Source organism: Vibrio sp. Isolate25 (assembly GCF_022398025.1).
GTDB lineage: Bacteria > Pseudomonadota > Gammaproteobacteria > Enterobacterales > Vibrionaceae > Vibrio > Vibrio coralliilyticus_A.
This window is the reverse complement of the sequence record NZ_JAKEUT010000001.1, coordinates 887,125-909,463: the sequence shown is the minus strand read 5'-3', so window position 1 is coordinate 909,463 and position 22,339 is coordinate 887,125. Positions and strand designations below refer to the sequence as shown.

Sequence of the window (22,339 nt, the reverse complement as noted above, 5' to 3'; positions counted from 1 at the left end):
AAATGTTACCTTTTTAAAAATGTAATAAAGTCATTTTATAACCTAGCGCCTCAATGGAAATACCATAAAAACTAGGAGTAATGTAAATAATGGGCGCAAGAAACACGGCTAAGCAGGGGCTGGTCTTATCTCTTTTAGGCTTGTCTGTGCAAACAGCTTTTGCCACGGGAGATGATGGAAATATCGATCTTGGCGAGAACATCAAAATAGCGATATTACCTGATACACAATATTTGTCATTGAATTACCCAGAAATTTACGAGAAGCAAACTCGCTGGCTTGCTGAGAATGCGGACAATGAAAACATTCAGTTTGTCATCCATGTAGGGGATATTGTCCAAAAAGGTCAAAACGACTGGGAATGGGATAATGCTAATAAGGCAATGGCGATTCTTGATGACGTAAATATCCCCTACAGCACTACGTTAGGTAACCATGATGTAGATAAATCGGCATCATCATGGGAACTGGTCAATGCAGTAAATTATCTCAAACATTATGGACCTGAGCGTTTTGAGAACATGCCAAACTTTATCGCAAGTTCCCCAAACGGTCTGTCTACAGCGTTCAAATATCAGCTAAATGAGCAGGAAATCATCGTGCTCAACATGGTGATTGACCCGACGGATGAAGATTTGGACTGGGGACGTAAGGTATTGGATGATCATCCGAATGTCCCTACGATTCTTGTCACTCATCGATTGGTGGGCCAAGACGGTGAGCTTGGTTATACGAACAATGTTTTCTCAGGCTTCTTGACTCATGACCCGATTCAAATGTGGGAGGAGTTTATTAGCAAAGAAGACCAAATATTTATGACGATCAATGGTCACTCTTCTCCTGCGCCTACTAATGGCGCTTATAACATTGTCCGAACTAATGACAGTGGATTGCCAGTAAATCAGGTGCTTGTCGATTATCAAAATCTTTATGAAGACGATGAAACCTGTAGTGATGTGTACCCAGAAAACTGTGGTGAAAAGAGTGGTAAAGGTTACCTGAGAATTCTTGATATTGATTTTGACAACAACAAGATTTCCCACCGTTCATATTCACCGCATATTGATGAGCTAGAGGGGGATGGGGACTATACCGTTGGCACTGAAGGTTACTTCACTGATAAATGGAATCACTATGATGATTACATTAACTTTAGCACCAGATTCGCCCAAGAAATCCCCCAAACTATTGAGAAGATCGACATAAGAATAGAGTACGACGATCCAGACAATTATGGCGGTAATGAATGGCTGACCAAGACAGAAACGTCACTCCCAGCGGGCACTTATGAAACCATTTATGCTAAGGCATCACCGGAAGTTAAAAGCAACAATCGAAAAGACTTGGAATGGGTCGTTGCTGATGACAGTGTAGCAAAGCTTGATGTTGACTCTACCACACGTAAAGCCGTTTTGACCGCAATTGCTCCGGGTGAAACCGAGATCCACGTACGCTCTGGTGGACAGTGGTCTAACCCCATTACTGTAGAAGTGACGGAAGCGGTGAATAATGTATACGCGTTGGATATTGTTAATGAAGACAATGTTGCGTTTGCTGAAGAAGGGGAAATGGTCGAGTTTGGAGTTGATATGTCGGCGTTGGATGACGTTGAACAGATCGAACTTAAATTTACCATGCATACCCAGACCATCGAAGACGATAAGGTTGAAGTGACCGATAGCGTGTATATCGATACTGGGATTATCGAAGGCAAGGGAGGCTTCAAGGTTGTAGAACAAGATGGGGCCCAGTATACGTATGAACCTCTGTTCGATGAAAATGGAGAGCCTATGCCCGGTGCTCAAGTCGAGGTGACCGTAGTACTAGAGTGTGTCATGAAAGGTGGCTGTTCTTCAGATACAGGCGAAACAGAGCAAGTGGTGAATGTTAAGTTTGCAACTAATGCAGAAGTTTCAACAGGTAAAGCAAGCAAAGACGACGCTTACACGGAATTTGAAATCACCCGTTTAGACGTCACTAGCTCTGGTCAAACTTCGACGCACGCAATGATGACTAAAGATCGTATCGCGTTTAAGGCGGTCTACCCAGAAGGGGATATTGCGGGCCACCCAACCGGTGGTGAGTTTATCGGTGACACTAAAATTGATTTAGCTGACTTGGCAATGGTGCAGCGTTATATGCACTCCACAAACGCACCTAGCGATCCATATTGGCATCATATGCGTTGGGACGCAGGGAGTGCCAATCTCGTTGATATACCTAATGATAGCGGTGCTCAGGTTATTGATATGAAAGACTTTATGTCTGTTTACAACAAGCTCGATATGCATAAGTAACACAATACGAGAATATGAATATGCTAAATAACAACACTTTGTTCAAAGCCGCACTAGTCACCGTTTGTTTGAGTTTAGTTGGCTGTAACCTTGGTTCATCAGATGATGCGTCACAAGGAAACCTTTCTTTAAATGTTGAAGAGGTATGGGATGCTGAGAAAAACATGACGTACGACATTTCAGCAGTTAACACGGGCGAAGAAGGACCAATCACTTGGTCGGTAAGTAATGAGTCAATCTTAGAGATTTCTTCAGTAAGTCAAGACGGGTCTTCTATCAAGTTAAAAGCGCTGGATTACGGTACAGCAAAAGTTGTAGCGAGTAGTGACAGTGGCCACACAGCTGAATCAACACTGGTGGTTGAAGGGCTCACTGAGCAAGTCTTTGCCATTACCTCTGAAGGTATAACAACATCAGCAGATGCATCAGGGAATGTAGACAGTTTTGCTACGTTCGCTTTTACCATGCCTCATCATAGTGGTCTACTCAATGCTAAAATTGCATTCAAAGTTGAAGGGACCATAGATGAAGCTGGCTCATACGTAGATGGGCTCGGGAAGTTTGAACCTTTAGATAGCGAAGGTAGCCAGAATGGTATCGTTTGGACTGGTGAGAATGAAGGGTACGTATTGCTCTACGCCAAAAGTGATAACCCTGGTGAGCTCTTCCATGGTGTGACAGAAGAAGGAGAGCTTAAATTAGGCTCGATCAGCTTGAAACTTCCACAAGGTGCAGAACAATCAGCAGAGTTAACGATCACTGAGGTTAAGATGGCAGGTGTGAATGAATTGATCAACGTGCATCAGTTTGAGCCTTTCGTTGTGACTGATAGCGCTTCATCACAGTAAACTAAATCACTTGTATTAATTGATTGAGCACAATGCCAGTAACTAAGGTTACTGGCATTTTCATTTCTGAATTCCTGAAACAATGCGTCTAGGGCGAAGCCCACCTTGTAAACTTCTTAATGAAATCCTCACTCATTAATGAAAGTACGTTAACCCCTACTAAAATTGAGCAAGACGGCAGCTTTGCTCAAGGTAAAACCAAGTCAGTGACGTTATATTTTGGCGAAACCGATGCTTCGATACTAGGCTTGATCACTCGTTCTTACTAGATTACTGCTATGAAAAAAGCCTCCCGAAAGAGGCTTGAGTTAGGAAAAGAAAAACGGAATTACATAGCGGCTTCGAAGATGGAAGAAATTTCCTCGTGAGTCGCTTGTTTCGGGTTGGTAAAGCCACACGCATCTTTCAGTGCGTTATCTGCGAGTGTCGGAATGTCTTCTGATTTAGCACCTAGTTCTTTGATGCCCGCAGGAATGCCCACATCTTTCGCCAGTGTCACGATGGCATCGATTGCTGCTTCTGCGCCTTGCTCCGCTGTCATACCTTCAATATCTACTCCCATCGCTTTCGCAACATCACGTAAACGTTCAGGGCACACCTGCGCGTTGTATCGTTGTACATGTGGAAGCAGAATGGCGTTACACACCCCGTGTGGTAGGTCATAGAAGCCGCCCAGCTGATGAGCCATGGCGTGGACATAACCCAGAGAAGCGTTATTAAACGCCATACCGGCCATAAATTGCGCGTAAGCCATTTGTTCGCGAGCTTCGATATCTTCACCGTTTTCGACAGCGGTGCGCAGATGAGCCTGAATAAGCTCAATAGCTTTGATGGCGACGGCGTCGGTGATAGGAGTTGCAGCGATAGAAACATACGCTTCAATAGCGTGTGTAAGGGCATCCATACCTGTTGCGGCTGTCAATGATGCAGGTTTTGCTAGCATCAGTTCTGGATCATTGACTGAAATTAGCGGAGTGGTGTGCTTGTCAACAATAGCCATCTTAATGTGGCGTTCTTCATCAGTAATGATGCAGAATCGGGTCATTTCAGATGCCGTTCCAGCAGTAGTGTTGATTGCAATCAGAGGTAACATGGGTTTGGCTGATTGATCAACGCCTTCGTAATCGCCGATCTTGCCACCGTTTGAAGCGACAAGCGCAATTCCTTTTGCGCAATCATGTGGAGACCCGCCGCCTAGAGAAATAACAAAATCACATTCGTTGTCGGCGAGTAGAGCCAGGCCGTCGTTTACGTTTCCTATTGTTGGATTAGGTTGAGTGCCGTCAAACACTACAGTTTGGACGTCGCGTTCTGTTAGCAGATCTTGAACCTGCTTTACTACACCGATTTGGTTAAGAATCTTGTCTGTAACGATAAGACCTTTTTTGAAGCCCTGAGACTGCACACTGTCTGCTGCATCCTTTAAACAGCCAGCACCCATTAAGTTTACAGTAGGGATAAAAAATGCACTTGTCATCGACTTGCTCCGAATATATTTAGAATAAAAACTACAAATAGATTGGCACATACAGAGGCCTTGTAATTTTGATCTCAAACAATTTGCCTACCCAAAAGTGGTATATGTGCTCTAGATTTGTGATCTTGGTCAGAGAGGTCGAGTTTGCCTGATAATAATGTTAAATATTAGTGGGTTACCGCAACCGTTTATTCAACAGGAACCGTGATTGTCGTAATATTGTTCAGCGATGGTTTTGTGTGAAAATGAAAAAAGCCCTCTGATTGAGCAGAGAGCTGTGGTGTCGAATCGGGAAATTAAGCAATTTCTACTAGTTTTCTCACTAGTTTATCGATGCCGCTGGCTGCCTGAGAAATACTGCCCGCTAACATATATGCAGGTGTTGAAAGTACTTTGTGCTCTTCGTCGAAGACGATGTCGCCCACCTCACAATTGATATGTTCACCTCCCAATGCACTGAATGCAGAAGCAGTGGCTTCATCATTGCCGATTGTACCCTTGACGCCATTGCCGTAAATCATCGGAATGATGGCTGGTGCAATGCACAGATAGCCGGCTGGTTTTCTTGCTTGGGCGAAAGCTCGACACGCTGAAGCGACATGTGTATTGATACTGCATTCTGCGCCATTAATAGCAAAGTCCGTCAGGTTTTTTGCGGCACCAAAACCACCAGGCAGAACGAGTGCGTCAAATTCCTCAGCATTTAGTTTCGCCACATCTTCAATATTACCGCGTGCGATACGAGCCGCTTCGATCAAGACATTTCGATTTTCCGGCATCTCTTCTCCGGTGATGTGATTAATCACATGGAGCTGATCAATATCTGGAGCGAAGCAGTGCCAACTGGCTCCTTGCTTTTCAATCGCGTGCAAGGCGAGAACTGATTCATGAATTTCTGCGCCATCAAATACACCTGAGCCACTGAGGATAACTGCGATTTTCTTCATTACTTATTTCCTTATCAAACTGACGTTGCATAGGGTAGATGAAAATAAATACTTTAGACCGGAAGTGAGTCGCATTCTTTCTCATCAGTTTGAGACACGGCGTTCGAGTCATCATCAGTATCAATGTCACTATCATCTTGTCCTGGCTCAGAATAATATTTGACGACAAAAGGAGTGAGCATCACACTCGAGGGGAAAAATCGTTTCATAAAACCTCTAGATTCATCGCGTTGGGATTGGTCTAATTGTGGTCTTGATAAGTTGATTAACTTTTGTCTTACATCATGAAATTGACCTCGAAATTGTCCGATAGTTTGGTAGTGAGGACACAGTCACGTTTTTATGGTGATGACGTTCACTTGTTTAAATCGAGTCCCAGTAGGGGATATCGGAGCCAAATTTTTCGGCGATAAAGTCAACAAAAGCTCGAACTTTCAGTGGTAGATGTTTTCTTTCTGGGAATACGGCATATACGGCATGAATAGGTAGGTCATAGTTTGACAGTACAGGTTTGAGGTTACCTGCGGCAATATCTTTAGCGACAATGAAAGTCGGCAGTTGGCCGATGCCAAGCCCTTCAAGTAAAGCGCGTCGAATGGCTTCGCTGTTATTGACGACTAATTTTCCTTTTGGTACCACACTGAAAGATCCTGCAGCACTTTCAAATGTCCATTCACTTCCACCACGAAAATAGGCATAGCGTAAACAATTATGATGACTAAGATCGCTGGGTTTTTCGGGCTCTCCAAATGCATCGAGATACTGCTGAGAGGCACATAAGATGCTGCGACATGTTGCGAGTCTTTTCGCAACTAAGTTGGAAAGAGGTAAGTGACCGATTCTGATTCCCAAGTCAAAACCACCTTGGACGAGATCAACCATCTGATCTTCAAGCTGCAAGTCAATTTCTAGATCAGGATATAGATTCAAAAACTCAGCCACCAGAGGGGCAATATGCAGAACACCAAAAGACATTGGAGCAGTGATCTTTAGCTTCCCAGTTGGCTTTCCTTGCAGTTCTGTTACAGCATCAATCCCTTGTTGGGCCAAGCTAAGTGATTGAGCTACGTAATCATAGTAGCGTTGTCCGGCTTCCGTGAGGCTGAGCTTTCGAGTCGTGCGGTTCAACAATCGAATCCCCAGTTCATCTTCTAGCTGGTTAATTCGCTTGCTGACGGCTGATTTTGTTATATGGAGCTTCTCTGCCGCTGTTGAGAAGCTTCCGCTCTCTACGACGGCAACAAAAATAGGTATGGACGAGTATGCTTGCATTGGTTGAGTAATAGTAAACAATAAGTTTCTTGATTGGTAGATTATCATCTTAAGGAAAACAATCTACACTGGCAGCGAATTTTGAGGAGAGAAAAATGAAGTACGATTGGATCTTATTTGATGCTGACGAAACCCTGTTCCACTTCGATGCCTTTCAAGGGATGCAGTTGATGTTCTCTCGTAAAGGGGTTGAGTTTACACAGGATGACTACAACCACTACCAAAAAGTGAACAAGCCACTGTGGGTTGATTATCAGAACGGTGCCATCTCCGCCCATGAATTGAAGCACACTCGTTTTGAAGAGTGGGCAGCAAAGCTTGAAACGACGACCTCAGAGCTAAACAGCGCATTTCTTGATGCAATGGCAGATATTTGTACCTTGCTGCCGGGGGCAAAAGAGCTAATGGACGCGTTACAGGGAAAAGCGAAGCTGGGGATTATCACTAATGGTTTTACTGAGCTACAGGCAATCCGCTTAGAGCGTACCGGAATGACCAATTATTTTGAGCATGTGATCATTTCAGAAGAAGTAGGCATTGCTAAACCAGATGTGGGTATTTTCACTCATGCGTTGGAGAAAATGGGCAGCCCATGTAAAAGTAAAATCCTGATGGTGGGCGATAATCCACATTCCGATATTTTAGGCGGTATCAACTTTGGTATTGAAACCTGTTGGTTGAATTGTGCCAAACAGGATGACGTGGAAGGCATTGTCCCGAATCACACTGTCAGTTCTTTATTTGAATTGAAAGAAATATTATTGGCTTGAAGGTGATCTTATTGCGCTACCTGTCAGTACAATCTTCAAGATTATGAATGAGGGTTAGCGCATGTTAGGAGTCATCGTAAAGTGGAATGCAAAACATGGCTATGGTTTGATATCGTCACAAAATTCACCCACTCAGCACATTTTCTTTCATATTAGAGATATGAGCCGTGATGAAGGACCTCCTTTTGTGACTGAACATGTGGAGTTTGATGTGCTGTGTGACATGAGTGGATGCAAAATGGCAACCAACATCTGTCCGACATTTTTAACTGTCGATTAGTCCTTCGGAGCATATATCGTGATGTAATGCTCTAGGCATTTATCTGCTGTAGTTTCAAACTGTTGATCCAATATGCTCAGTGTTTCTATTCTATCTAACCGGAAATGTCGATAGGCATTTCTGAGTTCACACCACGCGACCAGCGTCCACACTTTTCCCCAGAACATTTGTCCAAGTGGTTGCAGCCTTCGTTGCGTTCTAGCGCCACTTTCTGCGGTGTAATCAATATCTATTTTCAGTTTTGCATCAATCGCATGGCGCAGCATTTGTCCATGTCGGGCAGACTCTGTTTGCGTGTAAAAATCTGGGACTAGAATGGGGAAACTTTCAACTTGTTGCTTTCGTTTGTCTGGTAATACGGAAAGAATTTTTGTAGACGCTGTTGTGGAAGCATCAGCGAGTTCGCTGTCGGACCAAGCGCGTACCATCCTCATACCTAGCTCGAGAGCCATCATTTCCCGTTCAGAAAACATTAAGGGAGGTAAATGCGAACCAGCTTGTAGGACATAGCCCACACCAGCTTCCCCCTGAATCGGGACACCGGAGTTCATCAGCGACTGAATGTCACGATAAATGGTTCGTTCACTGACTTCCATTGACTGAGCTAACTCTGCTGCTGTCACCGCATAGCGCTTTGAACGCAGCAAGGTTAGTAGCTCAAACAATCTTTCCGATTTACTCATTTCTTTCCTTGTTGATTAAAAGGAGAACATTGAAATGTTCTCCTTAGCGAGGCGTTAAATCAATATTACTGGTACTTAGCTGCTAGATCGCTCATTCGGAGAATCTGATGTTGCATGTTCACCGATTCGGAGTCAATCAGTGCCATTAGAGGTTGACAGTCAGCACAGTTAACAAACTGCTCACCAGCGGCTTTAGCATCTTCCATTGAGTCCCAATACACGACATCTGTCCATGTGTTGTTCTCCTCGTTATGGCTCAAGGAACGATATTGAAAGCCTTTTAAATTGGCGACGAACTTCTGGCTTTGATTGGCCGCTTCTACCAATTCATCCGGTGTTGTACCTGATAATAGTTTAAAGCTAACCATTTCAATAACGTTTTCCATTGTGTTACTCCTTTTGACTTTGTTTAAGTTCAAAGTGAGTGTATGGCAGTGGAGTGTCAGAAACTGTCAGTAATGATGTTGAGTCCAAACTGGGGTTACTTGAAGCATTATTATAATGTTATTAAGCAACTTGTTGTTTATGAGCTAAACTACTCGTAGCAGTGCAAATAAATAATAGATTGGTTGGGCTAGGTATCCTTGAGTAGGACGCTCAAGGGAGTGAGGGATCATTATGGCTATTCAAGGCACCATTAGTGAGTGGCATGATAGTAAAGGCTACGGATATATTTCGGTTGATGATCAGGAAGCACAGATTAAGTTCCATCTATGTGATTTGGAAGCGTATGGTCATCCTCCTCGCATCAGTGAACGAGTGCAATTTCGCTTAGCTAAGGATGCGCATGGAGGGATACGTGCTGTTAATATAGAGCGTCAGGTAGTCTTCAATTTTACGCTTTCAATAGCCATTTGGTTTTTCAGCACACTTGTGGCGAGTGTTTTTCTGCTTGATTATCCACCGCTTTCTTTTGTTCTCTACATTACGCTAAGTACCATTGCATATATGGTGTACGCACTAGATAAACATGCGCTTCATACTGGTGGTTGGCGAGTACCATCGGTCACTTTTCATATCATCAATGTTTTTGGTGGCTGGCCCGGAGCGTTGTTGGCTCAGTCTGTTCTGCATCATAAATACAGTGATATAGGCTTTAAAAGTCTATTTTGGGTGACACTACTAGCAAACTTTACTCTGTTTTGCTGGACGCTAACAGAAGAGGGAATGATGACAACCTTAGAGTTTTTGTCTCAGTTGCAAGTGATGCTTTTGTTTTAAAAAGCAGCCAGCTACTTTGTGGTAGCTGGCTGATACTCGCTGTAGCTGTCACCGTTTATGGGCGCTCTCCGGCTGCTAATCGGCGTTCGACATCTTTAATCACGTCTGGTAGCTCAGAAATCGTATCGATGAGGTAATGAGGGGCGCTTTTGATGAGTTTTGCTTTGGCCTTCTCACGTGCTTTATTCAACGTGTCTTCATCTGCAGATTGATATTCTTCGAAAGTTAACCCGGCTTCATTACCGGATAGTAGCAATCCAACAGTCCACATACCCGCATTGTGCCCTTCGTCAATTCCTGGGGCAGCGTCATCAACTTTGATGCATGCCTTAACATCCGTCACACTGAGTTCGATAACATTTTTTAGTGCCATGTAGGGGGCAGGGCGACCACCTTGAGGAAGGTCATCCGTTGCTACGACATAGTCTGGTTTGTAGCCATAGTCGGCTGCGACAGGAATAAGCACATCCATGACTTCACGAGGATAACCTGAACAGGATCCAATTTTGATACCTTGAGCTTTTAGATTATTGACCACTTCAATGGCATTGAGAATTGGTTCTGCGTGGTCGGCCACTTTGGCTTTTTGCAGCGGCATAAAGGCTGCGTAAATACGGTCAATATCGTCACTGTTCATTGAACGACCAAATTGTTCGTTCCAGCGTTTATCGACAGATGGCAGCTGGCCTACCGCTTGGATGTGATCCCATTTACCCAGTCCCATCGGCTCTCGGGCTTCTGCAAGGTTTATGTCGAAATCGAAACCTTGTTTGAAGGCTTCAACGAAAATACTGGTTGGAGCAAATGAACCAAAATCTACTATGGTCCCAGCCCAGTCAAAGATAACGGCTTGGATTGGTGAATTAGTCATAATTGATACCTTGTTATCAATAGTTGTATTCATTACACACATTAGCGATTGCTTCTTCAAAGATCGCTAGTGCTTCGGTCAGTTGTTGGCGTAAAATGATCAGTGGAGGACTCAACTGAATCACATTACCTTGGGAGACTTTAAAGCTCAGCCCATTGTTGAGGCATTGGTAAAGTACTGACTCTGCTTCATCGTACGCTCGCTGTTTTGTTTGTTTATCGGTAACGAGCTCTATTCCCCAGAGCAGGCCAATGCCACGAATGTCTCCAATTACTGGGTATTTCTCTTTCATTTCCAGCAATTTTTTACGTACAAATTTGCTATCGTCTTTTACTTTTTCCAGCAAACCTTCTTGCTCAATAGCTTCCATGGTCGCGAGAGCGGCGGCGCAACCTATTGGACTCTTCTCATGGGTGTAATGACCCATAGAGATCTGCTCAGCGGTGTTGTATTTGTCTTTGGTGACCATAGCTGCAATTGGAACCAGGCCTCCGCCAAAGCCTTTACCAATACATAAAATGTCCGGTTCTATATCGTAAGCTTGATAAGTAAACCATTCACCGCTACGCCCCATACCGTTAGGAATATCGTCGATGATCAACATGACATTGTGTTTGTCACAAATCTCACGTACACGTTTCCAATAGGCTTTGCTCGGGACTTGAACATCGGTGTTTCGTACTGCCTCGGCAATAAATGCACCAATACCGCCTTCTTTCTCGATGACATACTCTAGATAATCGGCGTAGTGAACATCATCAGAGGTATTGGGAAATGCCCCCCGATAAGAAACAGCAGGTGGAATGCGTTCTACACCAGCCATTAAAGGCCCCATACCTTCTCGGAAGCAAGCTTCGCCTCCAACGGAAATGGCATCAAGCGAGGCTCCATGAAACGAGTCCCAAAGTGATACCACCTTGAAGTTTCCCGTGACATGGCGAGCTAATTTGAGTGCCATTCCTATGGCTGAAGTGCCACCGGGGGCAAAGAGCACTCGATTTAGCTCTCCGCCACAGATTTGAGTGAGCTTTTCTGCACATTTGATGGCCGTTTCATTGGTGAATCGACGAGGAGCAAATGGCAAGTTTGCCATTTGCTCCGTGACTTTTTTAATGATATGAGGGTGGCCGTAACCTAACTGGTGGACATTGTTACCATGGAAATCCATGTATTTCTTGCCCGCTGCGTCTTGCAAATAAATGCCTTCAGCACTTTCAAGCGCATCTAAACAAGGGGTCGACATTGCCTGATGCACGAACACATCACTATCGCGTTGAAGTAAGCTTTGCGTTTGCTCATCTTTCAAAGAAGCGCTCCAAGCTTGTCGTGCAGAGGTGGTGTTCACGTCCCCTTCGCTACGAAAGTGAGTGGGCTTGACTGATTGACTCATGGCATTAAGCTACCGTTGCTGTTTCTTGCCAGTACATGGCGTTTTTTATCGCCCCAATCAGGCGTTCAATGTCTTGTGGGTAGACTTCGCCGATGTTGCCAATTCGGAAACAATCTGCATCCGATACTTTACCTGGATAGATCACAAACCCTTGTTCTTTAAGGCGTTCATAAAAGGTCTTAAACTGATAATCTTCGTGGGTGGGTGAATAGAAGGAAGTAATGATTGGAGAGTGAAGCTCGTCGTTGAGCAAAGGCTCAAAACCAAGAGAGCGCATACCAGCGACCAGCGTGGTCTGATTGGTGTGGTAGCGCAGGTGCCTCGCTTCGATACCGCCTTCTTGTTCCAGCTCTAGCAGAGCTTGGTAGAAAGCACGCACAGTATGAGTTGGTGACGTGAAACGCCATTTACCGTGATTCTTTTCCATGCAGTGCCACTGGTCATAGAGGTCTAAGCTAAGAGAACGTGCACGACCCTGACATTTTTCCAACTCTTCCTTCTTAGCGATGACAAAGCCAAAACCAGGTACGCCTTGAATGCATTTATTGGCTGAGCTGATCATGAAGTCGATACCCATGTCACCAATATCCATTGGGATACCCCCGAAACTCGACATTGCATCTAGGATGACGACTTTGCCATATTGTTTCGCGAGTTTAGCCAGGGGTTGAATTGGGTTAAGCATGCCGGTTGTCGTTTCACAATGAACGACAGCAACGTGTGTGATATCGGGATCCGTTGCCAATGCCGTTTCCACCTCGTTCAAGTTTGGCTGTGATGTTTCGCCAGGGGAAACGACATGGCAATGGATGTCCAAATATTGTGCGATTTGTGCGATTCGAGCACCATATGCGCCATTATCGATGACCAGCAACTTGCCTTTTTTGCTAATAACGCTGCCTATTGTTGCTTCGACAGACGCCGTGCCACTGCCTTGCATCAATACGCTTGTATAGCCGCTGTGATGAGTGGCTAACTTCACCAGTTGCGCTCGAATCACTTCGACGATATCTCTGTTGTAATCATCATCCCAAGTACACCAGTCTTTGAGCATGGCTTGACGAACAGTAGCAGAAGTTGATAGAGGTCCAGGAGTAAGCAGTAGGTATTCGTTATTCATCCTAATATCCATTTTGTTTTTTTGGTATACACCAGAGTTTAAGCTTACTCTAGCAAGCGAGGAAACGATGAGTAAATAGACAAAAACTGAAATTCATAAAACTTTCATATCGAAAATATTAGGTCCGTGATGAAGGAGGATTTTTTGAACAGGTTTATAAAAAGTGCCATTTTTTATTCATAGAATCGTCACAAAGCCAATTTAGGGTGTATGTCATTAACTGGTACAGACCAATGTATTTTGCCCAAAGGGAAGTGAATTGGTCTCAAACGATAGAGTCTTAACTGGAGAAAATGATGAAGAACCGTTTGATGAAAGGATCGCTGGCTGCGCTTGTCTCTGTTCTAGCGACTAATGTGATGGCCGCTGAGGAAGTGACGGTTTATACCGCTTTTGAAACTGACATTCTTGCAAAATATAAATCGGCATTTGAAAAAGAAAACCCAGACATCACAATTAAGTGGGTCCGTGACTCTACGGGTATAATGACAGCAAAACTCCTTGCTGAAAAAAACAACCCGCGTGCGGAAGTCGTATGGGGCCTTGCGGGCTCTTCAATGGCATTGCTGAAAGAGCAAGGCTTGCTTAAGCCATATACACCAAAAGGTGCTGAGTCTCTACATGCCAACCTCAACGACCCGCAGTCGAATCAAGCTTGGTTCGGTAATGACGCATATTTCAATGCGGTTTGTTTCAATGAAGCTGTGGCAAAACAGTTGAACCTACCTAAACCATCGTCATGGGAAGATCTGACGGATCCGGTTTACAAAGGCCATATTGCAATGCCAAACCCAGCGTCATCTGGTACTGGATATATGCAGGTGTCAGCGTGGCTTCAAAGCATGGGTGAGGACCAGGGCTGGAATTACATGAAAGCACTGGATAAAAATATTGCTCATTACACGCATTCAGGCTCTAAACCTTGTGTTCAAGCAGGTATGGGAGAAGTGGCGATTGGTATCTCAATGGCAAGTCGCGGCGCTAAGCTGAAAACTCAAGGTGCGCCACTTGCGGTGATTACGCCTAAAGGTATTGGTTGGGAATCAGAAGCGGTTGGTTTGGTAAAAGAGTCTGACGCAGCGAAACGTGTGGTTGACTGGTCCATTTCTAAGAGTGCTAATGAACTGTACGTAGAAATGTACCCAGTGGTTGGTCATAAAGAAGTGAAAGCAACAGTGTCCAACTTCCCGAATGTACAAGAAAATATGGCGGAGATGGATTTTGCGCAAATGGGTAGCAAGCGAGCTGATATCTTGGCTACTTGGTCTGCGAAATTTGACGCAAAGTCTGAGCCAAAATCGTAATTAGTGATACACAATTTGGTTAATCCATAGGGAGAACTTAGGTTCTCCCTTTTGTTTTCTAATCAGCTAAAGGTATTTTTATCAATATTGGTGTGAGCAGATAAAAAGTTACACAAGAGGCTGGTATCCAATAGCACTAGCGGTGTTGGATATATGAATCTCTTATTCATTTTTTTGTCATCTTTGCTCTATAAATTTGTAATGTTCCTGAAATAAACCAGATTTACAGTTGGTATATACCATTTGGAGTGTGTGTTATGCCAACTAACCAACCTTATCTACAGATTGAAAATGTTGTGAAGCAATTCGGACAGTTCACAGCACTAAAACAAATTTCGCTATCCATTGAAAAAGGTGAGTTTGTTTGTTTCCTTGGGCCATCCGGTTGTGGAAAAACGACCTTACTAAGAGCCATTGCTGGTCTCGATTTACCGACTTCTGGTTCCATATCTCAACATGGTGAGGAGACGACTTTTCTCCCCCCAGAGAAGCGCGACTTTGGTATCGTTTTCCAATCCTATGCCTTATTCCCCAATTTAACCGTCCAAGAAAATATTGCCATTGGTTTGAAGAACCAGGGGATGACGAATCAGGAAGCCTTAGAAAAAGTGGATTGCTGGCTTGATATGATAGGGCTAGCAACATCAGGACAGAAGTACCCAAACCAACTTTCTGGAGGGCAGCAGCAGCGTGTTGCGCTTGCTCGTGCATTGGCTTTATCTCCAGGATTGCTGCTTCTTGATGAACCTTTATCAGCTTTGGATGCGAAAGTTCGAGTGCACCTTCGCGATGAGATTTGCAAGCTCCAACGTAAGCTGGGTATTACCACGATTATGGTGACCCATGATCAGGATGAGGCGCTAACCATGGCTGATCGTATTGTTGTTATGAATCATGGTGTTATTGAACAAGTTGGAACGCCACAAGAGATCTATCAACAGCCAGCCACCAGATTTGTCGCGGAGTTTGTTGGTAGCATGAACTTTATCAACGCTTCCGTTGCAACTGACAGCCAGCTTAGAATTGCAGAGTCATTGATTGAAGCGCCGATATTGGAAAATCGCGATTTGGTTCGTGGTGATCACTTTGATTTAGCTATCCGTCCAGAGAATATTCGCTTCTCTGATGAGGTTAAAAATGCGTTGCCGGTGCGTATTCGTACCTATGAATTTCTAGGGGCTTTCTGGCGATATGAGTGTGAGTTGCAGCATGACAAACATGCACAGCCCATCTTTATTGATGTGTCTGGGGAGCAAGCGCAAAACATGAAACTTCGAATTGGTGATATTCGCTACATTCAATTTGCTGAGCATGGGGCAAGAGCCTACCCAGTGATGAGCCCTACGGGTGATAAAGCGATTGCGGCTTAGGGGTAGATTAATGGAAAGTAACACAATGAATAGCCCGACGATGAATGCCCTTAAAGCTCGGCCCACTGGCCTGTTAAAACGAGTAAGCCGCGACAATATCGTCTTATTTGGTTTACTTGCTTTTCTTTTCACACTATTGGTGCTCTTTATCGTCATGCCCTTGTGGGCAATGCTGGAAAAAAGCGTTCAAGGTGCGGAAGGGGAGTTTGTTGGTTTAGCCAATTTTGCTAATTATTTTTCCCAAGCAAGTTTGTGGCAGTCTTTGGGTAATACGTTCACAGTCGGCATTCTGGTGACTGGCGTTGTCGGGGTATTGGCATTTGGCTATGCCTATGCGTTGACACGCTCCTGTATGCCATTTAAAGCCATGTTTCATGTGTTGGGGGCGGCGCCGATTCTTGCTCCGTCGTTATTACCTGCAATTAGTTTGATCTTCTTGTTTGGTAATCAAGGTATTGCCAAAGAAATCCTCGGTGGGCACTCGGTTTATGGTTTGATTGGTATCTCTCTAGGCTTGATCTTCTGGACGTTTCCTCATGCGCTGATGATATTAACCACCTCACTCAGAACGTCTGACGCGCGTCTTTATGAAGCCGCGCGGGCGCTTAAAACATCGCCACTGAAAACTTTTTTTGTGGTGACATTACCTGCTGCCAAATATGGTTTGATAAGCACGCTTATCGTTGTATTTACTTTGGTGGTTTGCGATTTCGGTGTGCCGAAAGTCATTGGAGGGAGTTACAACGTCCTTGCGACTGATATTTTTAAGCAAGTGGTAGGACAGCAGAACTTTTCGATGGGGGCGGTGACCAGCATCTTGTTGTTGATCCCTGCTTTATTAGCGTTTGTTGCTGACCGTTGGGTACAGAAGAAGCAAAAGAGTTTGTTTGATACTCGCTCTGTGCCTTATCAGCCGGAGCCAAACACTCTGCGCGATGGCGCTTGTTTTGTTTATTGCTCAGTCATTTCATTAGCTGTGCTTGCCGTGCTTGGTATGGCGGTGTATGGATCATTGGTTACCTTCTGGCCATGGAATAAAGCATTGACGTTAAATAACTATAATTTTGCCGAGATGAGTACTTACGGCTGGCAACCTTATTTTAATTCATTATCTTTGGCTACATGGGCTGCGATTATTGGTAGTGCACTGATTTTTGTCGGAGCTTACTGCATAGAAAAAGGGCGAGCGTTTGCACCTATTCGGCAGGCAATGCAAATGTTAAGTGTGGTGCCTATGGCGGTTCCTGGTATGGTACTCGGCTTGGGTTACATCTTCTATTTTAATGACGCCAACAATCCTTTGAGTTTCCTTTACGGTACGATGGCATTTTTGGTGATTAATACAGTTGTGCATTACTACACGGTCGGGCATATGACTGCCTTGACGGCACTAAAGCAAATCCCTGCAGAGATTGAAGCCACGGCGGCCTCGGTGAAGCTGCCTCAGTACAAATTGTTCTTCAAAGTGACTTTGCCAGTGTGTGTTCCTGCAACGTTGGATATCGCTACCTATCTGTTTATTAATGCATTAACGACCACTTCTGCGGTAGTATTCATTTATTCAACTGAAACCATTCCTGCTTCAGTATCTGTACTAAATATGGATGATGCTGGGCAAACAGGCGCAGCTGCTGCGATGGCAGTCATGATTATGATTTCTGCTGCGGTGGCAAAATTGGTGCATATGACGTTAGGGAAATGGTTGGAAAATAGAACGCAAGCGTGGCGCAGAAGGTAAGGACAACGAGTGCAGTACGTAAAAATTAAAGATTCCATTGTTGAACAAATAGAATCAGGTCTTTTGTCACCTAGACAAAAATTACCCGCAGAGCGCAAGTTAGCAGAATCCTTTGATACAACCCGTGTGACTTTACGCGAGGCGCTGTCACTACTGGAATCAGAAGGTCGTATTTACCGAGAAGATCGTCGAGGTTGGTTTATATCTCCAGAGCCACTTAGATACGATCCGACGCAAACACTGAACTTTACTAATATGGCCTTATCACAGAAGCGAACACCTCTGACGGAGCTGGTTGCCGCCAAAGGCATATTGGCTAATAAGCAGGCAGCGAGTTTACTTGGGCTTCAGCCTTTTTCCGATGTATACAAGGTAGATAGAGTGCGTTACTTAGAAGGTCGCCCAGTCGTGTTTGTGACTAACTACATTCGCCCTGAATGGTTTCCGAACCTACTCGATTTTGACTTGTCTCAGTCACTCACGGATATTTATCGTGATCACTTTGGCATGGTGTATCAAAAGATCAGATACCGAATCAGTACCAGCAGTTTGCTTGGCGATACCGCACAAGCATTGAGAGCGACCTCAGGTACGCCTGCAATGGTGGTTGAGCGTATTAACTACAACCAGCATGGAGAGCTTATTGATTGTGACATTGAATACTGGCGTCATGATGCTATCAGTATTGAATCCCTTGCTGAACTAAACCGTTAACCTGCTCTTTACTATGGATGGGCTTCCGACAGGAAGCCTTTTTTCACAAGGATTTTCTATGTCACTTTGGGCCATCACACTGGTCGTGATCTCCGCTTTCCTTCACGCTGGTTGGAATCTGCTTAGTAAAAGCAACAAGGCTTCAGGGCCCGCATTTTTTCTCGCCAGTAGTTCAGCCGCCGCAATACTACTGACTCCTTATGTGATTTGGTATCTTAACCAAGTTGATATGACTTTCTTTCCGACGACGTTTTGGCTAATCCTGATTGTCAGCGGTATTGCGCAGATGATTTATCTGCTGGGACTTGGTTTTGCTTACAAGCAGGCGGATATCGGCGTGATTTATCCTATCGCACGAGCACTGCCTGTTTTGATGGTTGGATTAGTAACCGTTGTATTGGGCTATGAGCTGAGCATCAACAGCTGGATTGGCTTTACGTTGATCACTCTTGGCTGTTTATTTGTGCCTTTAGAGTCATTTAGTCAGTTCAATATTAGAGATTATCTCAACGTGGGGGTTCTATGGGCATTGATTGCCGCTTTTGGAACTACAGGTTATTCCATTCTTGATAAAGAAGCCTTGCTGCTTTTAGCCAGTACATTTCAAAACGTGGTTAGTGACAGAAGTTCTGCTATTTTCTATCTTGGTATACAGTTTTGGTCTATTGCGCTTTGCATTGCCCTCTATTTGCTTATTGCACGAAGGGGTGACGATTTTAAACAGGCCTGGGCGATTAAAAAGCCTTCAGCATTAGCTGGCACAATGATGTCAACAACTTATGGGTTAGTGCTATATGCCATGACAATGACAGAAAACGTCAGTTATGTGGTTGCCTTGCGTCAACTGAGTATTGTGTTCGGTATGGTTTTTGGGATCATTTGGCTATCAGAAAAATTCTTAATGACCCGACTGATAGGAACAACATTGATTTTAGTTGGATTGGTTTTGACGGTAGCCTAATTGCGCTAACCAACATGCTTTGTATTATTCTCTTTACGACGAAAATCGATGAGAGTTAAACCTCTAGCCTGCAGCGAGTAAAAGCCCCAATGATTTCCTCGCTGGGGCTTTTTATATGTATTTCTGGGTTATTAGCTTTCCACTTCCACCATTGTGGGTTGCTCGTCAGCATGCGCCGCATCGAGCATCTTGCGAATAATGAATGAAGAGACTAGTGCGATGACGACCATTAAGACAGCTAATACAGTCAGTAGTTGGAAGTAATCACCGTAAACCGTTTGAACAATCTCTTGGGTCAGTTCTTGGCCTTTTTCGAGCGCTATAGAAGTAGAGAAAACCGCACCAACAATTCCACTCAGTGCCATTGCGACGGAAAACAAAGACACCGAGAAGCCTTCAATATGCTTAGGAGCCACCGATAGAATAAAGGCAACGACTAAGCTACCGACGATAACTTCTGCAAACGCTTGGAAGAAGTGAATTGCCAGGAAGATTTCAGGGCGGATCACTACGTCTTCACCGACATTCATTACCGCCATCGTTAAGATACCAAAGGCAATAGCAGTGAAGATAAAGGCAAAACCAATCTTTGTCGCGGTAGAGAAGTTAACCCCTTTTTTCTCGAGTGAAGAGAATGTCATGGCAATCACCGGGCCTGCGACGATACACCAAAGCGGGTTCATTGCCATTGAGGCTTCAGGGGCAATAGGGATGATATTGAACAAATCACCACGCATCGTATTGATGGTGACCATCGTCATCGATGTCATCATCTGGCCATAGTAAACAAAGAAGCAGGTTGTCAGCACTGTCATGATCAGAATCGTGCCCATTTTCAGTGCGTCCGACTTGCCAGACTTAATCATGAGAGTAATGAAGTACAGAATCGCGGCTGCGCCAATGGCGTAAACGATGTTTTTACCGACAGCCATGTTCGAGAACATGAAAAACACCAAGCCAACCATCGCGGCAGATAACGCAAAGAAAGAGAGCCAATTTTTTATGCTGACAGGGGTCTGGTCAATATCGGCACCCACGCCAACTAATTGTTTGTTGAAGATAACTAAGATGATAAAAGCAAAGCCAGCCATTACTGCTGAGAGCATAAAGCTACCGTGGAAACCTATCGCTAACACAAACATAGGGAATAGATATTGACCGAGCAGAGCGCCTACATTGTTAACAGAGTAGTTGACTGGGTAGCCGTTTTCGAAGTCTTCTTCTGTTGAAAAAGTGCGCTTGTAAAGACTGGGATAAGAAGGAGACATCAACCCACGGGCATAGCTAGCCAAGGCAATACCGATTAAGCTCATCGGAACATTGGTGGTGGAAGCACCTAAAACGAGCAAGGTGTATCCTATTGCGAATGTACCGTAAGCAATGGTCAACGAACGATAGGCGCCGAGGAATTTATCCGCTATGAACCCACCCGCAATGGCGAAAAGTGGACCAATAGAAGAGAAAGCCCCGACAACCATCATGGTGTCGGCTTCACTGTACCCTAAATCTTCTAAGAAGAATCGGGTCAGGATAACCATCACACCGTAGAATGATAAGCCAAACATTGCTTGGCAGAACATCATTGATTTATTGAGTTTATTCCACATAATAGTCTCGCATAATTGTGTGATATAGAATTAATGTCTGATAATTATATCATTTGTGGTTTGTTATAAATTGAAACAATTATCGCAGAAAACATAATCTATGCACGATTTTTTCTAAATTTCGCATAACTTTTTATAATGAAATTGATCTAAAACGTTTGCGTTGGATAAGCACGATTTGCAAGCCTTTTGTCAGGAGTCTGCAATTTTATTTTTGCGTACTAACCTTTGTGTTAGCCTGTTTATAAAGTTGTTTTTGTTGATAAGGAAAGTAACTCAATGAAGATCTTCAGCAATTTCGAAAGTGGTAGTATTGAAGTCGTCAACGCGGATAATAAAGACGCAATTCAGCTTAAGATTCCTAATGATAATCAGTCTGAGTTTTATCAGTGGTTCCATTTTCGTTTGGAAACCGAAGCAGAGCAGTCACACTCGATTCAGATTGTTGACCTGAAAAACTCCGCTTATCCAGAAGGTTGGAAAGACTATGATGTTGTTGCGTCGTATGACCGAGAAGAGTGGTTTCGTATTCCAGCAGAATTTGATGGTGATACGCTGAGCTTTACGCTGATTCCAGAGCACGGATCTGTCTATTTTGCCTACTTTGCACCTTATAGCTACGATCGCCATCAAGATTTACTACATGCTGCCCAAAGTGCCCATCACTGCAAATTAGAAACATTAGGTCATAGTCTTGATGGTAATGATATGAGTTTGCTGACTTTTGGTGAGCCTAGTGATGGTAAGAAAAAGATATGGGTGATTGCGAGGCAGCACCCAGGTGAAACCATGGCTGAATGGTTTATGGAGGGTATGATCCAACGCCTTATTGATGACGAAGATACGGCAGCGCGTGCTTTGCTGGAAAAAGCGGTGCTGTACGTTGTGCCAAATATGAACCCTGATGGTAGTATTCGCGGGCATTTACGCTGCAATGCGGTGGGTGTAAACCTGAATCGTGAATGGCAATCTCCAAGTATGGAGAAGAGCCCTGAAGTCTTTCTTGTAAGAGATAAGATGCTTGAAATTGGCGTGGATATGTTCCTTGATATACACGGTGATGAAGCTATTCCTTACAACTTTGTTGCTGGTTCAGAGGGCATTCCTTCTTATGACGAGCGACTGGCTTCACTGGAAGTTGCATTTAAACAGGCGCTACACACAGTGACACCTGAGTTCCAAGATGAGTTTGGTTATGACAAAGATGAACCAGGCAAGGCTAATCTAACAGTCGGCTCTAACTGGGTAGCGGAGCAATTTAAGTGCTTGTCTTACACTGTTGAAATGCCGTTTAAGGACAACAATGATTATCCAGATCCACTTTATGGCTGGTCGCCGGAAAGAAGTGTGAAATTCGGTGAGGACACCTTGTCCGCTATTCTGGCGGTGTCAGATAAAATATAACCAGAGTGAGCCCAAGTACAAGAAGCGCAGAATAGTCTGCGCTTTTTTCATTGCGTTAGTTATGT

Annotated in this window: 21 protein-coding genes; 11 read left to right on the top strand and 10 right to left on the bottom strand. The window is 44.2% G+C overall.

Annotation, left to right across the window (positions count from 1 at the left end; genetic code table 11):
• Window positions 1-89: 89 nt before the first annotated feature.
• From L1D15_RS03960 to L1D15_RS03950, 3 genes are all read left to right on the top strand, one after another.
• On the top strand, window positions 90-2,297 hold the full coding sequence (locus tag L1D15_RS03960; protein WP_239874736.1) for a metallophosphoesterase: 2,208 nt from the start codon (window positions 90-92) through the stop codon (window positions 2,295-2,297).
• Between the two features lie 20 nt (window positions 2,298-2,317).
• Window positions 2,318-3,145, top strand: a complete 828-nt coding sequence (locus tag L1D15_RS03955; RefSeq protein ID WP_239874735.1) for a hypothetical protein — start codon at window positions 2,318-2,320, stop codon at window positions 3,143-3,145.
• Between the two features lie 119 nt (window positions 3,146-3,264).
• Window positions 3,265-3,414: a hypothetical protein gene (locus L1D15_RS03950; RefSeq protein WP_239874734.1), complete on the top strand. Its 150-nt coding sequence runs from the start codon at window positions 3,265-3,267 to the stop codon at window positions 3,412-3,414.
• Between the two features lie 59 nt (window positions 3,415-3,473).
• On the opposite strand, the gene yiaY is transcribed toward L1D15_RS03950, so the two are convergent.
• The 4 genes from yiaY to L1D15_RS03930 all read right to left on the bottom strand — a co-directional run bounded on the left by yiaY (window position 3,474) and on the right by L1D15_RS03930 (window position 6,841).
• A complete protein-coding gene (gene yiaY, locus L1D15_RS03945; RefSeq protein ID WP_239836212.1) occupies window positions 3,474-4,622 on the bottom strand; it encodes an L-threonine dehydrogenase in 1,149 nt (382 codons plus the stop codon).
• Between the two features lie 296 nt (window positions 4,623-4,918).
• A complete protein-coding gene (gene elbB, locus L1D15_RS03940; RefSeq protein WP_239874733.1) occupies window positions 4,919-5,569 on the bottom strand; it encodes an isoprenoid biosynthesis glyoxalase ElbB in 651 nt (216 codons plus the stop codon).
• Between the two features lie 53 nt (window positions 5,570-5,622).
• Window positions 5,623-5,778 carry a hypothetical protein gene (locus L1D15_RS03935; RefSeq protein ID WP_239874732.1) on the bottom strand — a complete coding sequence of 52 codons (156 nt, stop codon included), beginning with the start codon at window positions 5,776-5,778 and terminating at the stop codon, window positions 5,623-5,625.
• 154 nt (window positions 5,779-5,932) lie between these two features.
• Entirely contained in the window at window positions 5,933-6,841 is a 909-nt protein-coding gene (locus tag L1D15_RS03930) for a LysR family transcriptional regulator (protein WP_239865374.1), read from the bottom strand.
• 95 nt (window positions 6,842-6,936) lie between these two features.
• On the opposite strand from L1D15_RS03930, the gene yjjG reads away from it, so the two are divergent.
• Entirely contained in the window at window positions 6,937-7,611 is a 675-nt protein-coding gene (gene yjjG, locus L1D15_RS03925; RefSeq protein WP_239864234.1) for a pyrimidine 5'-nucleotidase, read from the top strand.
• A gap of 276 nt (window positions 7,612-7,887) precedes the next feature.
• On the opposite strand, the gene L1D15_RS03920 is transcribed toward yjjG, so the two are convergent.
• Entirely contained in the window at window positions 7,888-8,574 is a 687-nt protein-coding gene (locus tag L1D15_RS03920) for a YafY family protein (RefSeq protein WP_239864232.1), read from the bottom strand.
• Between the two features lie 65 nt (window positions 8,575-8,639).
• On the bottom strand, window positions 8,640-8,960 hold the full coding sequence (locus L1D15_RS03915) for a hypothetical protein (protein WP_239864230.1): 321 nt from the start codon (window positions 8,958-8,960) through the stop codon (window positions 8,640-8,642).
• Between the two features lie 232 nt (window positions 8,961-9,192).
• Between L1D15_RS03915 and L1D15_RS03910 the strand changes: the two genes are divergently transcribed.
• Complete coding sequence (locus tag L1D15_RS03910) at window positions 9,193-9,795, top strand: DUF1294 domain-containing protein (protein WP_239864228.1); 603 nt, start codon at window positions 9,193-9,195, stop codon at window positions 9,793-9,795.
• A 55-nt stretch (window positions 9,796-9,850) separates the two neighbouring features.
• Here L1D15_RS03910 and phnX read toward each other — a convergent pair whose 3' ends face one another.
• From phnX to phnW, 3 genes are read right to left on the bottom strand one after another with little or no spacing between them, the layout of a single operon-like run.
• Window positions 9,851-10,666, bottom strand: coding sequence for a phosphonoacetaldehyde hydrolase (gene phnX, locus L1D15_RS03905; RefSeq protein ID WP_239874731.1), 816 nt, complete (start codon window positions 10,664-10,666; stop codon window positions 9,851-9,853).
• Window positions 10,667-10,682: 16 nt separating this feature from the next.
• A complete protein-coding gene (locus L1D15_RS03900) occupies window positions 10,683-12,056 on the bottom strand; it encodes an aspartate aminotransferase family protein (protein ID WP_239874730.1) in 1,374 nt (457 codons plus the stop codon).
• Between the two features lie 4 nt (window positions 12,057-12,060).
• Window positions 12,061-13,176 carry a 2-aminoethylphosphonate--pyruvate transaminase gene (phnW, locus tag L1D15_RS03895; RefSeq protein WP_239874729.1) on the bottom strand — a complete coding sequence of 372 codons (1,116 nt, stop codon included), beginning with the start codon at window positions 13,174-13,176 and terminating at the stop codon, window positions 12,061-12,063.
• A 293-nt stretch (window positions 13,177-13,469) separates the two neighbouring features.
• Between phnW and L1D15_RS03890 the strand changes: the two genes are divergently transcribed.
• The 5 genes from L1D15_RS03890 to L1D15_RS03870 all read left to right on the top strand — a co-directional run bounded on the left by L1D15_RS03890 (window position 13,470) and on the right by L1D15_RS03870 (window position 19,263).
• Window positions 13,470-14,480 (top strand): putative 2-aminoethylphosphonate ABC transporter substrate-binding protein, encoded by a 1,011-nt coding sequence (locus L1D15_RS03890; RefSeq protein WP_239836222.1) that lies wholly within the window; start codon window positions 13,470-13,472, stop codon window positions 14,478-14,480.
• A gap of 257 nt (window positions 14,481-14,737) precedes the next feature.
• Window positions 14,738-15,850, top strand: coding sequence for a putative 2-aminoethylphosphonate ABC transporter ATP-binding protein (locus L1D15_RS03885; RefSeq protein ID WP_239836223.1), 1,113 nt, complete (start codon window positions 14,738-14,740; stop codon window positions 15,848-15,850).
• 10 nt (window positions 15,851-15,860) lie between these two features.
• On the top strand, window positions 15,861-17,588 hold the full coding sequence (locus L1D15_RS03880) for a putative 2-aminoethylphosphonate ABC transporter permease subunit (RefSeq protein ID WP_239874728.1): 1,728 nt from the start codon (window positions 15,861-15,863) through the stop codon (window positions 17,586-17,588).
• Window positions 17,589-17,597: 9 nt separating this feature from the next.
• Window positions 17,598-18,302 (top strand): phosphonate utilization transcriptional regulator PhnR, encoded by a 705-nt coding sequence (phnR, locus tag L1D15_RS03875; protein ID WP_239836225.1) that lies wholly within the window; start codon window positions 17,598-17,600, stop codon window positions 18,300-18,302.
• Between the two features lie 58 nt (window positions 18,303-18,360).
• Window positions 18,361-19,263: an EamA family transporter gene (locus tag L1D15_RS03870; RefSeq protein ID WP_239875112.1), complete on the top strand. Its 903-nt coding sequence runs from the start codon at window positions 18,361-18,363 to the stop codon at window positions 19,261-19,263.
• 131 nt (window positions 19,264-19,394) lie between these two features.
• Here L1D15_RS03870 and L1D15_RS03865 read toward each other — a convergent pair whose 3' ends face one another.
• Window positions 19,395-20,870, bottom strand: a complete 1,476-nt coding sequence (locus tag L1D15_RS03865; RefSeq protein WP_239836227.1) for a peptide MFS transporter — start codon at window positions 20,868-20,870, stop codon at window positions 19,395-19,397.
• A gap of 279 nt (window positions 20,871-21,149) precedes the next feature.
• Here L1D15_RS03865 and L1D15_RS03860 point away from each other — a divergent pair, with 279 nt between their 5' ends.
• A complete protein-coding gene (locus L1D15_RS03860; RefSeq protein WP_239874727.1) occupies window positions 21,150-22,274 on the top strand; it encodes a M14-type cytosolic carboxypeptidase in 1,125 nt (374 codons plus the stop codon).
• Window positions 22,275-22,339: the final 65 nt, after the last annotated feature.

Coding starts and splice junctions, on each gene's coding strand:
- L1D15_RS03950 (WP_239874734.1), top strand. CDS start 3,265: ATGAAATCCTCACTCATTAATGAAAGTACGTTAACCCCTACTAAAATT.
- L1D15_RS03960 (WP_239874736.1), top strand. CDS start 90: ATGGGCGCAAGAAACACGGCTAAGCAGGGGCTGGTCTTATCTCTTTTA.
- L1D15_RS03870 (WP_239875112.1), top strand. CDS start 18,361: ATGTCACTTTGGGCCATCACACTGGTCGTGATCTCCGCTTTCCTTCAC.
- L1D15_RS03860 (WP_239874727.1), top strand. CDS start 21,150: ATGAAGATCTTCAGCAATTTCGAAAGTGGTAGTATTGAAGTCGTCAAC.
- elbB (WP_239874733.1), bottom strand. CDS start 5,569: ATGAAGAAAATCGCAGTTATCCTCAGTGGCTCAGGTGTATTTGATGGC.
- L1D15_RS03890 (WP_239836222.1), top strand. CDS start 13,470: ATGATGAAGAACCGTTTGATGAAAGGATCGCTGGCTGCGCTTGTCTCT.
- L1D15_RS03920 (WP_239864232.1), bottom strand. CDS start 8,574: ATGAGTAAATCGGAAAGATTGTTTGAGCTACTAACCTTGCTGCGTTCA.
- yiaY (WP_239836212.1), bottom strand. CDS start 4,622: ATGACAAGTGCATTTTTTATCCCTACTGTAAACTTAATGGGTGCTGGC.
- L1D15_RS03935 (WP_239874732.1), bottom strand. CDS start 5,778: ATGAAACGATTTTTCCCCTCGAGTGTGATGCTCACTCCTTTTGTCGTC.
- L1D15_RS03900 (WP_239874730.1), bottom strand. CDS start 12,056: ATGAGTCAATCAGTCAAGCCCACTCACTTTCGTAGCGAAGGGGACGTG.
- phnW (WP_239874729.1), bottom strand. CDS start 13,176: ATGAATAACGAATACCTACTGCTTACTCCTGGACCTCTATCAACTTCT.
- L1D15_RS03885 (WP_239836223.1), top strand. CDS start 14,738: ATGCCAACTAACCAACCTTATCTACAGATTGAAAATGTTGTGAAGCAA.
- L1D15_RS03865 (WP_239836227.1), bottom strand. CDS start 20,870: ATGTGGAATAAACTCAATAAATCAATGATGTTCTGCCAAGCAATGTTT.
- L1D15_RS03955 (WP_239874735.1), top strand. CDS start 2,318: ATGCTAAATAACAACACTTTGTTCAAAGCCGCACTAGTCACCGTTTGT.
- L1D15_RS03930 (WP_239865374.1), bottom strand. CDS start 6,841: ATGCAAGCATACTCGTCCATACCTATTTTTGTTGCCGTCGTAGAGAGC.
- yjjG (WP_239864234.1), top strand. CDS start 6,937: ATGAAGTACGATTGGATCTTATTTGATGCTGACGAAACCCTGTTCCAC.
- L1D15_RS03915 (WP_239864230.1), bottom strand. CDS start 8,960: ATGGAAAACGTTATTGAAATGGTTAGCTTTAAACTATTATCAGGTACA.
- L1D15_RS03910 (WP_239864228.1), top strand. CDS start 9,193: ATGGCTATTCAAGGCACCATTAGTGAGTGGCATGATAGTAAAGGCTAC.
- phnX (WP_239874731.1), bottom strand. CDS start 10,666: ATGACTAATTCACCAATCCAAGCCGTTATCTTTGACTGGGCTGGGACC.
- L1D15_RS03880 (WP_239874728.1), top strand. CDS start 15,861: ATGGAAAGTAACACAATGAATAGCCCGACGATGAATGCCCTTAAAGCT.